General features: G+C 48.7%; 10 protein-coding genes, 2 tRNA genes and 1 rRNA gene (1 of these 13 only partly in view). 3 read left to right on the top strand and 10 right to left on the bottom strand.

Going from position 1 to position 12453, the window contains the following annotated elements:
• From Enr17x_RS09390 to Enr17x_RS09380, 3 genes are all read right to left on the bottom strand, one after another.
• Window positions 1-73 (bottom strand): 23S ribosomal RNA (locus Enr17x_RS09390) (it extends 2818 nt beyond the left edge of the window).
• Between the two features lie 610 nt (window positions 74-683).
• A tRNA-Ala gene (locus Enr17x_RS09385) sits at window positions 684-756 on the bottom strand.
• A 93-nt stretch (window positions 757-849) separates the two neighbouring features.
• Window positions 850-923 (bottom strand) — tRNA-Ile (locus Enr17x_RS09380).
• A gap of 244 nt (window positions 924-1167) precedes the next feature.
• On the opposite strand from Enr17x_RS09380, the gene Enr17x_RS09375 reads away from it, so the two are divergent.
• The gene (locus Enr17x_RS09375) at window positions 1168-1551 is read left to right on the top strand and encodes a hypothetical protein (protein WP_145308085.1); all 384 of its coding nucleotides are present in this window, start codon (window positions 1168-1170) and stop codon (window positions 1549-1551) included.
• Window positions 1552-1630: 79 nt separating this feature from the next.
• A complete protein-coding gene (locus tag Enr17x_RS09370) occupies window positions 1631-1933 on the top strand; it encodes a hypothetical protein (protein ID WP_145308083.1) in 303 nt (100 codons plus the stop codon).
• A gap of 137 nt (window positions 1934-2070) precedes the next feature.
• Here the strand turns inward: Enr17x_RS09370 and Enr17x_RS09365 are convergent, their stop codons facing one another.
• On the bottom strand, window positions 2071-3015 hold the full coding sequence (locus Enr17x_RS09365) for a polysaccharide deacetylase family protein (RefSeq protein ID WP_145308081.1): 945 nt from the start codon (window positions 3013-3015) through the stop codon (window positions 2071-2073).
• 155 nt (window positions 3016-3170) lie between these two features.
• Here Enr17x_RS09365 and Enr17x_RS09360 point away from each other — a divergent pair, with 155 nt between their 5' ends.
• Entirely contained in the window at window positions 3171-4748 is a 1578-nt protein-coding gene (locus tag Enr17x_RS09360; protein WP_145308079.1) for a sialate O-acetylesterase, read from the top strand.
• A gap of 533 nt (window positions 4749-5281) precedes the next feature.
• Here Enr17x_RS09360 and Enr17x_RS09350 read toward each other — a convergent pair.
• From Enr17x_RS09350 to Enr17x_RS09325, 6 genes are all read right to left on the bottom strand, one after another.
• Window positions 5282-6652: an IS4 family transposase gene (locus Enr17x_RS09350; protein WP_145308077.1), complete on the bottom strand. Its 1371-nt coding sequence runs from the start codon at window positions 6650-6652 to the stop codon at window positions 5282-5284.
• 275 nt (window positions 6653-6927) lie between these two features.
• The gene (corA, locus tag Enr17x_RS09345; RefSeq protein ID WP_145308075.1) at window positions 6928-8007 is read right to left on the bottom strand and encodes a magnesium/cobalt transporter CorA; all 1080 of its coding nucleotides are present in this window, start codon (window positions 8005-8007) and stop codon (window positions 6928-6930) included.
• 164 nt (window positions 8008-8171) lie between these two features.
• Window positions 8172-9731, bottom strand: coding sequence for a carbon-nitrogen hydrolase family protein (locus Enr17x_RS09340; protein ID WP_145308073.1), 1560 nt, complete (start codon window positions 9729-9731; stop codon window positions 8172-8174).
• Window positions 9732-9844: 113 nt separating this feature from the next.
• The gene (locus Enr17x_RS09335; protein ID WP_145308071.1) at window positions 9845-10264 is read right to left on the bottom strand and encodes a hypothetical protein; all 420 of its coding nucleotides are present in this window, start codon (window positions 10262-10264) and stop codon (window positions 9845-9847) included.
• A 56-nt stretch (window positions 10265-10320) separates the two neighbouring features.
• The gene (locus Enr17x_RS09330; RefSeq protein WP_145308069.1) at window positions 10321-10770 is read right to left on the bottom strand and encodes a hypothetical protein; all 450 of its coding nucleotides are present in this window, start codon (window positions 10768-10770) and stop codon (window positions 10321-10323) included.
• 53 nt (window positions 10771-10823) lie between these two features.
• Window positions 10824-11714, bottom strand: coding sequence for a hypothetical protein (locus Enr17x_RS09325; RefSeq protein WP_145308067.1), 891 nt, complete (start codon window positions 11712-11714; stop codon window positions 10824-10826).
• Between the last annotated feature and the right edge of the window lie 739 nt (window positions 11715-12453).

Genomic DNA, 12453 nt, shown 5'->3' with positions numbered 1-12453 from the left:
TATCGCAGTCTTCCACGCCCTTCATCGCCATCTGATGCCAAGACATCCCCCATACGCCCTTAGTAGCTTAGCCGTAATAATTTTTACCTCACACGAAGTCACATTGACCAGCGGGAGCCAAAAACATTACAACCCGATTTCAATTCACAAGGTCTTGCATAACAACCTTGCACTTGAATCGATTTGCCTAAGAACAAAATCTCGGTAGCAATACAATTCCGAAGAATTGATATTGCAACTTGAGAACTCTATCGTTTATAGATGCCACTTATTACTTTTACCAAATTGTCAAAGATCGTTGTTTCCCAGGGTCATCCCCAGAGAAAAACAGCCAACCAAAATCAGCTGAATCAGTGCCAGCAATGCTGAAGCTGATTCAATCGACTTAAGTCAGCTGAGAGAGTCATCTTATCGTCGTCTCTCAGAAAGTCAACCGTCCGAGAAACAAATTTGAAAACTTTTTTCAAAACCTCTCAAACATCTTTTTGCCACAAACCCTTTTGTGACAACCACTTGCCTCTAACAGCTTTTGTTAACAACAAGTGAAGGAGCGGGATCTTAACCAGTCAGAAACCACCCGTCAACCCAGGGAGAATAAATTCCCTGGAAGTTTTCCAGAAAGTTCGAAGGCTTGATTTAATAACCCCTTAAAGGCTCAAACCTCGTCACTGACTAAAACACAATGGAGACGACCGGGATCGAACCGGCAACCTCCGCCTTGCAAGGGCGGCGCTCTCCCAGTTGAGCTACGTCCCCTAACAGTTGCCAACAATACTATTGCCGGCGAATCTCACTTGTGCAACCAAAAAATGGAAAACAAACGAGATTCCTCTTAGAGAGTCAAAAAAATGGGCGTACGTGGATTCGAACCACGGACCTCAGCTTTATCAGAGCTGCGCTCTAACCAACTGAGCTATACGCCCCAATAAGAGGACGCGTATTCTGTCTTCTTATGTTCTTGCTGTAAAGTCTCTTTCGGCACTAGTTTTACAAAAAATTACATTTTCTTCACAGGAACCTGACACACACCTTTTCGACTAAGTTCGCAGTACCAAAAACGTTTTTTCAGGAGAAACGATCCAACACAGTCACAGAGTCAGGCGTAATATCACTCAGAAGCGTTTTCTGAGTATTAAATCCACAGGGTTCGTATCAGAATTCCCAATCATGATCAATCACCTGATTAAAATCTGTTTGTCGCTCATGCTGGCTGCCAGCCTGATGGTTCCCCGAACCTGGTGCTGTGCTGATCCCGGACCGAATGCTCCAAAACCAAACACCACTTCGCACACTTGCTGCTCCCCTCAGTTAACTAAGCAAACTCAATCACTTGATCCGGTACAGCCTTTTCACAATTGTACTTGCAGTGCAGCAAAAGTCGTCGCGAGTCCTCCCAAAACAACCAAAGTCGATCCCAACCAGACATTCCTGCATCAGATTGATACAGAACAGGAATTAATTCCGCCGGGAAAGCCGCTCTCCTTTTCATACCAGGGCGCCCTGCCCCATTCTCGACCTTTGCATTTACTGCATTGCGTGTGGACATGCTGATTCGCTGAAATTGCTTCCATCTATTTCAACGATCAATCAGTTTAATTCAACACAATTCATCCACATGAGGAGAATATCCATGTTTACGAAAGTCATTACCGCAACTCTGTTATCTGTTGGCCTGGGAATGTCAGCGACAGCGAATTCACAATCGGGCAGCCTAAATTGCTGCGATCTCAACCTGAAATGCTGTGAAGCAGGCCAGGCGTGCTGCCAGTCAGACGCCAAACCAGAGTGCTGCGAGCAAAGCCGCGAATGCTGTGATCAGGCATTGGACTGCTGTACGGCTGAGAAAGAATGCTGTGAAACCTCTCGTTCCTGCTGTGAAACGGGCGGTTCCTGCTGCAGTGCCGAAGCGTCTGATTCTGGTCAAAAAACGTAACACCTCCTGAAAAGACAGACTTAATCTGTCTAACGAAAAGATCCCCCGCCGGTCGTTTTACCTGCGGGGGATTCTTTTATTCTCATCATATTCGAGTTCGAGAGACAATCGGAAAGCTCTATAGCATAAAAAGCCTGCTATTCCGCCGCCGCTACCTTTGTCCGTGCCATGTCATGAAATTGTTTCCAAGTGATGACTTCAATCCCCAGGTCATCAATTTCCTTCATGACTTTCGGATCGGTAAACACGCGACGGTCGCCATCGCGGCGGGAAGAACTGTTGGTAATGTTCTGCAGTTCCTGATTGTGAATCCCACAATGAATGATGATCTGCGTCACTCCGGGTTTCAGGTTCCGTAGCGTCTCCAGATAGGTGTTTTTTCGTTTTTCATAATCGGGTTCTCCATAAAACTGCACCAGATCATCCAGAACGGGCAACCCGTTTTTCTCCAGAACCACTTTCAGTTCTTTCCCCTTCTCGGCAATCAGACCATATTTTTTCGGATCCAGATTCGCCACAAACAGAACCGGCAGTTGATATTCGATCCCCAGGTTGACGTACATTTCGAGTAAATCCGGGCGACTGACGACAGCTCCCATATGCGTATCCAGATGTGACAAAGGGACGCCGAACTTTTTCGCGCGTTGAATTTGAGCACGCAGCTCTTTCTCGGCATCTTTAACATTCACATGCTGCATGACCTGCCCCACATTGTCCCAGAGATAATTTTCCTGATCAATCAGACTGGGAACCTGATCACGCGAGGCTACCGGGCCCCAGCGATAATTTTTCCATTCCGAGTTCAAAGTCAGGTGAATACCGTAATCCAGTTCTGGATTCTTCTTGGCAAAATCAGCGAATTCTTTAAACCAGGGACAGGGAACCATAATGCTGGCTGAAGAAACAACCCCTTTTTTCATACCTTCAATCGTTCCCAGATTCACCGAATGCGACATGCCCGCATCGTCAGCGTGAATAATTACATAGCGTTTCCCGGCCTCTTTTTTACTTTCTGCCTGAACAGATGGGAAAGCGAACAAACAGATTACGAGAGCCAGAATCAGAGAGAATGGTCGTTTCATGAATCACCGTACCAATTTAGAAGAAATGAAAAGAAGATTTGATGCCACGATTTGAAAGGAATCGCTTGAAAAATGAACCCGCTCAGATCAAGCTATAGCAGGACACCCTGGTCGATACCGTTTCACTATTTTACTCATCCTGCAAGGAACCACAAATGAATTGTACTTCCGCGAAGCCGCTTGCAGCAATTTTGCTCATGCTGGTTACACTGAATTCCTTTAATGTAAACCAGGCTCAGGCCGAAATCAAACTTCCCGCCATTATTGGTGATAATATGGTCCTGCAACAGGGGCAGAAGAACCCGCTCTGGGGTTGGGCTGAGCCGGGTGAAAAGATCACTGTGACGGTAGACGGTCAGTCTCACACCGCCACCGCCGATGACAAAGGGAAATGGAAGGTCTCACTGAATCCCCTGAAAGTGGGTGGTCCTTATGAGATTACCATCAAAGGTAAAGACTCGGTGACACTCAAAAACGTGCTTTCAGGCGAAGTCTGGATCTGCTCCGGTCAGTCAAACATGGCCTGGACGGTACGATCTTCAAATGATTCCGATCTGGAAATTATGACCGCCAACTATCCGAAAATCCGATTGATATCGGTCCCTCAGGTCGGCACACAGGAACCTCAGGACAATTTCAATGGGAAATGGGAGCCCTGTACTCCCGAGACCGTCGCCAATTTTTCCGCCGTCGGCTACTTCTTCGGGCGTCAACTTTATCAAACTTTAAACGTTCCCATCGGCTTGATTGACAATGCCTGGGGTGGTTCTTCTGCCGAAGCCTGGGTGAATCGTAAACGTCTGGAAGACGAACCAGCTTTCAAGGAAATGATGCAGCGCTGGGAACAGACCGAAAAAACATACGACCATGAAAAAACCGTTGCCGCCTATAACAAGCGACTGGATCAGTGGAAAGCAGCTGCCAAAAAAGCCAAAACTGCTGGTAAACCAGCCCCACGTCGTCCACGTGGACCACGAAATCCGCTGACCGGCAATCACCGCCCTTCCAACATTTATAACGGCGTACTGTATCCCACAATTGGATATGGTATTAAAGGTGTGATCTGGTATCAGGGCGAGTCTAATGCCAGCCGCGCTTATCAATATCGCAAACTGTTCCCATTCATGATCCAGAACTGGCGTGATGAGTGGAATCAAGGTGATTTCCCCTTCTACTGGGTCCAACTGGCCGACTTCCGCAGCGAAAAACCAGTCCCGGCAGACAGCGACTGGGCTGAACTGCGAGAAGCACAGACGATGACCATGGACGCACTCCCTAATACGGGTGAAGCCGTGATCCTGAATCTGGGCGAAGCCATGGACATTCACCCTAAGAACAAGCTCGACGTCGCCAAACGTCTGGCCCGCTGGGCGCTCGCCAAAGATTATGGCGTGAACATCGTGCACCAGAGCCCACGCTACAAATCGATGGAAGTCAAAGGCAATAAAGCCATCCTGACTTTCGATCATGTGGGTGGCGGACTGGATTTATTCGACGTCAACACCCCGATCGGCTTCACCATCGCCGGTGAAGACAAAAAGTTCGTGAACGCCAGTGCCAAAATCATTGGTGCGAACAAAATCGAAGTCTGGAGCGATGAAGTGGCCAAACCCGCGTCCGTCCGTTACGGCTGGGCCGACAACCCCATCTGCAACGTGCAGAACAAAGAGGGTCTGCCTCTGACTCCATTCCGTACCGACGACTGGACCGGGATTACCGCCAATAATCACTAAATTCAATTTGTGAATTTGATCAAACGAAAACGCCTTGGGGAACGCAGTTCTCCGAGGCGTTTTTTGTCAGAGAAACCTGCGTGTGCCACCGTTCGGCTTGTCCGACGGTGCCGTTTCAATATCAGTGAAACATGTCCAACTTGTGTTATGGCAGATTACTCTGGTAATTCTTGATTGGGGAATTTATTGGTTAGGAATGAGTGAATTGCCAGCACTGTTGGGCAAGCCAACAGTGGCACCTCACGTGTGATCTGGTGCTGAATTTTGCTTCCACGAAATGCATGTAATTACACGAAAAAACAGCTGGTTTTGTAGCCCCGAATGCAATTTGGGGTTGTTGAAAACAATAGGAAACGGTGAGAGAAAGCGTGCGATGAAACTGACTCTTTCTCCCGTGTGTATTAATTCCAGGAACCGCGATTTTTCTAAATTGGAAGCATTAGTTTCCTACCGTCAGGTAGCGTTTCTTAATTCGAATGCCTCTTTATAAATGGGAGGAACCAGGGCTAACGCCCAATGGCACTTACTTCACATCATTCTTCCGTCGAATCTGCTCTTTTTTCTCGCTTTTTGAAGTGCGTTGACTTGGGGCGTCGTCGATACGCCTCCCGGGGATATTTGCGACCCGGTCGGTTGGGAAGCTTGTCCTGCATGGCGATGCCCAGCGCGAAACGAAAACGCTCTCGCCAGTCGGCAGCCGTGGTATACATCGACGACATGAGAAACGTCCGGAATGTGGTCCAGATTCTTTTGAAGCTCATGCGACGCGGAGGCTCTTTGATCAGATCTGCCGCCTGCCGCCGAAATTGAACGACCAGATTATAGGCGACCATTGAAGTCAGCAGTTCCTTGTGGAACATCTCCACGCTCCGCGCACGAATGTTTTCCGTATCCAGGACCACTTTGATATTCCGAATATCGGTTTCGACATCGGTCCGCCGCGCATACAGGTCGGACAGTAGCTCGACGGATTCATCCAGACTGGTGACCAGGTACAGCGGCTTCCCTTCGTTCGTTTCGATTTCATGCAGTTGAACCGACAGCACCGCGTCGGCAGGCAAATCGGGATGCTTCTTGCGTTCGCTGGGACTGGGCTGCCACTGACAGGACCAGGTTTTTCTGTCTGTTCCTTCTTTGACCAGAGTGGCAATTTTGCGCAGTCGATCGAACCGCTGCTTAGACAGTCGGAACAGGAATGACAGATCGGCCTGCTGAACCTTGTGGGCCACGGAAAAAATACCATAGCCGGCATCCGCCATGACAATACTGTCAGGGGGCATTTGCGTCAGGCAGTTGTCGATCAGCGTGGTTTCAGACACCGCCTCTGGACCGTACATGGCGCCCACTTCCGGAACCAGGGCAGCGCCGCTGGAGAGTTCATGAGCGACCACCAGCAAAGCCACAGGCCAGACCCCTTCGCCGTATTGATTCGAGGCGGGAGGATACTGCTCCTGCAGTTCTTCTTCTGGCGGCAGTGTGATCGTGGTGCCGTCGATCATAAACACGCGGCGATCCTGAAACGACGCCGGCGATGCTTCGATCATGGACTGACTGACTTCTCTGGCGAGCCATTCTGCAACACTGCACGGCAGACGCGTTCTGGCCCGGCTGTAGGCGCCTGTATTCAGCGAGAGTGTCCCCTCTGAGACGCGTTTATTATCGGGCAGCAGCTCTGGTTTGGAATCCAGCAGTTTTTTGACAGCCGCTTCCAGAGAGGCATCGGGATTCATCCGCTGATACACGAGCATCCAGAGCACGACACTGGTCGTGTAAACGGCGTTCGTACGTGTCGGATATAACTCGTCGGCCTGACTCAGATCGACCAGTTCCTGAATCTGTTCGAAGGCTTTGTCGAATTCTTGATCGAGTTGAGGATCAGCGGGGATTGTTCGTCTTGCACACATGCCAAAATGACTCCTTGTTAGAGAAGTTTTATGTCATGCGCAAATATCATGCCAGTCATGGCGGTTGGAATGATTATTTTTAAAGTAAGTGCCATTAGGCTAACGCCCTTCGGCTAATAAGTCATTCCGGCTGGCAAAGTACCTAAAAACAAAATCAGCCACACGGTGTTAGCCGTGGTCTAAACCGAACTGGGTTAAGTTTCGATCTTGGGAATCACATTTAAAATCAATAAATAAACTACCTAGCGCCGTGCCGCTCACATAATTGATGCCGGTCACAACCACTTCTTCTTTTTGAAATAGATGATCAAGACTGTGGGAAGTGTGATGAAAACAAGCCAGACTACGGGATAGCTCCACTTCCATTTCAGTTCCGGCATGTATTCGAAGTTCATTCCGTAGATCCCGGCGATAAAGGTCAGGGGAATAAAAATCGAAGCGAATACTGTCAGGATTTTCATCACTTCATTCATTTTATTGCTGACACTGGAAACATAAATGTCCAGCAGGCCTCCCAGCATGTCACGATAGGAATCGACTGATTCGGTAATTCGCAAGACGTGGTCGAACACATCCCGATAGTAAATATGGATCTTCTCGCTGATCAATTCATGGTCAGAACGCAGAATGGCTGAGAGCAACTCTCTTTGAGGAGATGTAGCACGTTTGATATCGATCAATTCCCGTTTCAGACGCTGGATTGCCACCAGAGTATCAGATGTAGGATTGGTCAGTAGCTCTTCTTCGATGTCATCGACCTGTTCATCCATGGAATCGAGCAATAAAAAATTCTGATCCACGATCGTATCTAAAAGCGCATAGGTCAGATAATCCGATCCCAGACTCCGAATACGACCAGTGCTGTTCCGAATTCGCTGAACCAGCGGGAGGAACAGATCATCCTTGCGTTCCTTAAACGTGAAGACAAAGTCATTGAGCACCAGAATACTAACCTGCTCGTATTTTACTCTGAAATCTACCGAGCTTGAGTCATTCTCCCCTGACGACAACCCTTTGAGCACGATGTAGAGGTAGTCGTCGTACTCTTCAAATTTCGGTCGCTGGTGGGTATTTAAGATGTCTTCCAGCACCAGGGGATGAATGTTGAAATACTTTCCGATCAACTCGGTGATTTCGACATTTTTCAATCCTTCCAGACAAACCCAGGTGATTGAGTCCTTCTCTCGGAATTTGAGCAGGTCCTCCACCGTTTCCACGACCGGTTCTTCGAGATCGATTCGACCATAATCAATCACGGAAATACGGGTTTCCTCTTCATCAAAATCACCGATATGCACCAGCGAACCTGGTGGCATCCCCGTCTTCTTTGAAATTCTGCTATAGGAATCGATCATCTATTTCTGCCCAAAATCAGAGTGATTTTCCTTCCGCTCCGGCCGCTGTGTGATGCCACCGATGGGGTAAAACAGCAGAGGGACGCAAGATTTATGTCGACATCAGGCGGATTTTAAGAGATCTTAAGAAGTTCTGCGAGACCAAGCTGCTCGCCACCGAGGGACTAGATTTCGATGGAATTCCCGTCTTCATGATACAGCACGCGGTACAATTCACGCCGACGGTCATTCCAGTTCTGCACACTGCCCCCCTCACGATGGCGGCGCAATTGCTCGAAATCGAGGTCGTGAATGATCACTGTTTCCACATTTGGATTACACTCAGCCGCCACCGCATCGCGGGCAAACTCGACATCAGCGGGCGTAAAGATACCAGACTGTGCATAGTGAATGTCCGCGTTTTCGACAAAAGGCAGGTTGCCCGTGCAGCCTGAAATCGCCACGTACAGATGATTTTCGATACAACGGGCCTGCGCACAGTGCCTGACACGCAGGTATCCGTGGCGGGTGTCCGTATTAAAGGGAACAAACACAATTTGCGCCCCTTTTTGAGCGGCGATGCGTGCCAGTTCGGGAAACTCGATATCGTAACAGATTTGAATCGCGATCCTGCCGCAATCGGTGTCAAACACTTCCACGCGTTCGCCAGAACTCACGCCCCACCATTTCCGTTCGCTGGGTGTAATGTGAATTTTATACTGTTTGCCAATCGTACCATCCCGGCCAAACAGATAGGAAATGTTATACAGCGTATCGCGCTCGACCACAAACTGGGAACCGCCAATCACATTCACATTATATTTGACTGCCATCTCGGTAAAGAAATCGAGGTATTGTGGCGTGAATTCTGCCAGCCGGCGTGCGGCCTGCCCCGGGCGCGTGGGCTCGACACAAGAGAGCAGCTGCGTTGTGAACAGCTCCGGAAACAGGATAAAATCGCACTTGTAGTCCGAAGCGGTATCGAGAAAGAATTCACACTGCTGGGCAAACTCGTCAAAACTTTTCACCGAACGCATCTGGTACTGGACCACACAGATGCGAATCTGTTCGACCGTATGATGAAACCGGCGTTTGGCGCCGCGCACATAATCCAGGTTGGCCCACTCCAGATAGGTCGCATACCCACAAGATTCGGTATCGGACGGTAAATAATTGGGGATCAGCCCTTGCACTGAAAAGCCGTTAGCCAGCTGTGCCGTCAATACCTGATCGTAGAGTGCTTTCTCAACGACTTTCTCAATATACTCCCGAGCTGAAAGAGCATCCGCATGTTGATGGTATCCCGGAATGCGGCCGGCGATGATCATTTGCCCCAGATTCTTCTGACGGCAGAGTTCTTTACGAGCGTCATATAAACGGCGCGACAGCTTCATCCCCCGAAATTCAGGATGAACCATGATTTCGATCCCGTAGAGTGTGTCTCCCTGCGGGTTATGATTCCGGATAAAACCGTCGTCGGCGACCGCTTTCCAGTTGTGCCATTCGAGACTGGGATCGAAATCCAGAATCAGACTCGATGACGAAGCGGCCAGACGCCCCTCAATTTCGACACACAATTGCCCTTCAGGGAAAATCGCCAGCTGGCTTTCGATATGCTCGCGTCCCCAGGCCGGCATACCCGGAAAACAGAGCTCTTCCATTTCGACCAGCGCGTCGAAATCTTCAATGGTCAACGGGCGGACTTTGATTTTCCATTCAAACTGCTTCAGGTCAAGCGGCTCCATACGGAATCCTTTTCAAACAAACGGCCGGGGATCACACGCTGGCGTATTATTGGTACCCGCACCGGTTTTGACTAGCCCTGTGAAATTGATTTGGAGCACAGATTCCGTTTTTTTCAGCCGTCCTGCTGCCTCGTAAATAACCGTTTGGTCTCTGCTTTACTTAACAGCATCAGTGAGCAACTGCCCAGAATGGTCCCCAGGGGAAACGCAATCAAAACCACCACCGAGCCAACGAAACAGGTTCGATGGCTGATCCGTTTCAAAATACAAGTTCCCGTCATAAAGCAGACCAGAGAGAAAAAGACGGTAAAGAGCAGCATTCCAATCACCATGCTTCGCCGGATTGATTCAAATTGGTCACTGTCTTCATATTTTGTTCCATCGGGTTTTGTCAGGTTTGCTGTTTCAAAAGAGTTCTCTTTGAGTTGTTCGCCAACCTTGCTCAAAACCGGCAGGTTGAAAATTGACAAGAGCCCCATAACTAAAAATAGCGTGCCAATCAGATTGAGCTGGCTGGCTTTTTTTTGCGTCATCAAAGGTTTCTCCTGAGAGAAATATGCTTGAGGGTTCAACTCGAAGCTTCTGCGAATTAAGACAGAAAGTCGGACTCATTTAGCTCTGTCTGTTCCTGAAACAGCGGCTGGACTTGTTTGTCAAACAGAATGAGCAGAGACCAGATTCCCAATGCAGTACCCCACGGCATACAGAGGCAGCTCATCGCCGAGCCAACGATGCAGAAGGTCTGGTGCTTTTTTCGGTAGAGATTGATCCCTGTGGCCAGCATCACCCCGCCAAAGATCAGCAACATTCCTCCCATAATACCATACATGAGAGGCAGCGTTCCTCGCATTTGTTCAAAAATCTCCCGAGGATTGGGAACCTCTCCCTGATGCGGAAAGTCGATTTTCATCACCGATTGCATCATCATGTAATGAATGGGAATGAAGAGTAAACCCAGCAGACAGAGCCCCGAAGCCGCCATAAACAGGACGCCGACCACCTTCAATTGTTTTTCAAGCTTCTCGGTTTCAAGAGACATCGGCATGGGCCTGGATCACAGATGTAGAAGTAATGCGCAGCGGTCAGTTGATCTTAGAAAAAAATCCCCAAGAGAGCAAACAGCGAACTCCAGACACCTCCCTCTTCTGTTCCTTCTTCCTCAGGACGCCGGGCGACCACTGGTTGCTCTGCCGGATTCTGATAACCAGACAGATCCGGCTCATCCCATTCCAGGGGATTCATTTCAATGTTGGAATAGGTGTAGACGGTGCTCTGATTTCCTCCGGAATGAATATATTGGACCGCCTTCAATCGCCAGGGCCTCTTTTCGAAATGGAGTTTAAATTCGCTAAAAAGTATTCTGTAATCCTTTTTTAAGGGCGTTCCGGTAATCCAGATGTGGGTTTCCGATTGCCGGAACACTTTAAAATCACAATGTTTCAGCCAATCATTGAATCTCGCCTGATTCGGCACACCGGGCAGAAACGGGGAGATTCCGTCCGCTGAGATTTCATAAAATAAATCTAGAAAGCCCCAGCCTTCGCCCTCTTTTCGCTTTGGCAGATTTGCGTAAATCCATTCTTGAACTGTTTTTTCTTCTTCGTCAATCATCAACAACCGCGTTTTCAGCCAGCGCCATTGTTCCGCTTCCGAATCTTTGTATTCATAAGACTTTCCTTCTGGCGTTTTTTTCAAGGACTCAATACCGGGCTTCTGAGCAGGAGGTCCATATCGCAGGAAACCATGACGGGGCCCAAGATAACCGAACTCACCATCCGCATGCTTTTGTACGCGAAACACTCTGTCGTAATAAATTCGGTGAAACTGACCTCTGACAGAAGTGAAGGTCAGATTCTCATCACTCCATTCACGCAAGACTTGAATGGCGCGCTGTTTCGATTCTAACTTCGGCTCAGATTCAGCCCTGACTGATACCCCCAGCCAACAGCAGAAAACCAACGGCAACAAATGATAGAACTTCATCAGTGCACTCCCTTGCGAAGACAAATGGCCATGACAACTGAAGTCAGGGATCGTATCAGTTTGCCACGCGATCGTCAAATTTTTCCCAAACCAGCTAGTGGGGAACCGTGCCCCCGTGCAGTTCGTTCAGGGGCCATCCCAAACGGGCATTATTTTTTCTCTCTCTGGTGAGTGATATCAAATAAAATACGGATATGCCGACAGTCAGAAAACCGTTTTTGCAGCGGTTTCTCACGTCGGTTGCTTTTATTCCTGTTTTGGAGAAGGAAACGAAACATGCCTTATTCTCAGTCAGTCTTAAAAAATGAATCGATGGCATCAATCCTGATTTGTCGCGCTGATCTTCCTTCCCGAATCAAGCAGACGCTACAATGCGGAACGCTACATCGAATGCACTTTGATCATGGAGTGAACTCCTGGCAACCTCAAGTGAACGCAAACGATAGCGGTTTGATGCGTCACGAAAACGGGTGCTCATTCGGAACCGGTTTCGCGGGCGTTTCCAAAATCGTGCTGAAACCAGTGGGTTTTATAGTGCTGATTTTCACAGGAGCAGAAAAAAACACGAGAACATTGTGTTTGTCTCGCGCACGCGACGCTATCTCCGCATGTTCGAAAACGGCATTTGGGAGTCGAGACCTGAAAATTCAGAACGAATCTTTGCTTTACCAATCCACACAGGTATCAAGAGAAATTCAGTGCTGGTTTCTGAATGTGTACTCTGATCTGAGAATACTGG

It is taken from the genome of Gimesia fumaroli, assembly GCF_007754425.1.
Lineage (GTDB): Bacteria > Planctomycetota > Planctomycetia > Planctomycetales > Planctomycetaceae > Gimesia > Gimesia fumaroli.
This window is presented reverse-complemented; position numbering and strand designations above follow the sequence as displayed.

What these genes read in the sequence shown, in the direction of transcription:
- Enr17x_RS09375 (WP_145308085.1), top strand. Translation starts at nt 1,168, where the DNA reads ATGATCAATCACCTGATTAAAATCTGTTTGTCGCTCATGCTGGCTGCC.
- Enr17x_RS09370 (WP_145308083.1), top strand. Translation starts at nt 1,631, where the DNA reads ATGTTTACGAAAGTCATTACCGCAACTCTGTTATCTGTTGGCCTGGGA.
- Enr17x_RS09365 (WP_145308081.1), bottom strand. Translation starts at nt 3,015, where the DNA reads ATGAAACGACCATTCTCTCTGATTCTGGCTCTCGTAATCTGTTTGTTC.
- Enr17x_RS09360 (WP_145308079.1), top strand. Translation starts at nt 3,171, where the DNA reads ATGAATTGTACTTCCGCGAAGCCGCTTGCAGCAATTTTGCTCATGCTG.
- Enr17x_RS09350 (WP_145308077.1), bottom strand. Translation starts at nt 6,652, where the DNA reads ATGTGTGCAAGACGAACAATCCCCGCTGATCCTCAACTCGATCAAGAA.
- corA (WP_145308075.1), bottom strand. Translation starts at nt 8,007, where the DNA reads ATGATCGATTCCTATAGCAGAATTTCAAAGAAGACGGGGATGCCACCA.
- Enr17x_RS09340 (WP_145308073.1), bottom strand. Translation starts at nt 9,731, where the DNA reads ATGGAGCCGCTTGACCTGAAGCAGTTTGAATGGAAAATCAAAGTCCGC.
- Enr17x_RS09335 (WP_145308071.1), bottom strand. Translation starts at nt 10,264, where the DNA reads ATGACGCAAAAAAAAGCCAGCCAGCTCAATCTGATTGGCACGCTATTT.
- Enr17x_RS09330 (WP_145308069.1), bottom strand. Translation starts at nt 10,770, where the DNA reads ATGTCTCTTGAAACCGAGAAGCTTGAAAAACAATTGAAGGTGGTCGGC.
- Enr17x_RS09325 (WP_145308067.1), bottom strand. Translation starts at nt 11,714, where the DNA reads ATGAAGTTCTATCATTTGTTGCCGTTGGTTTTCTGCTGTTGGCTGGGG.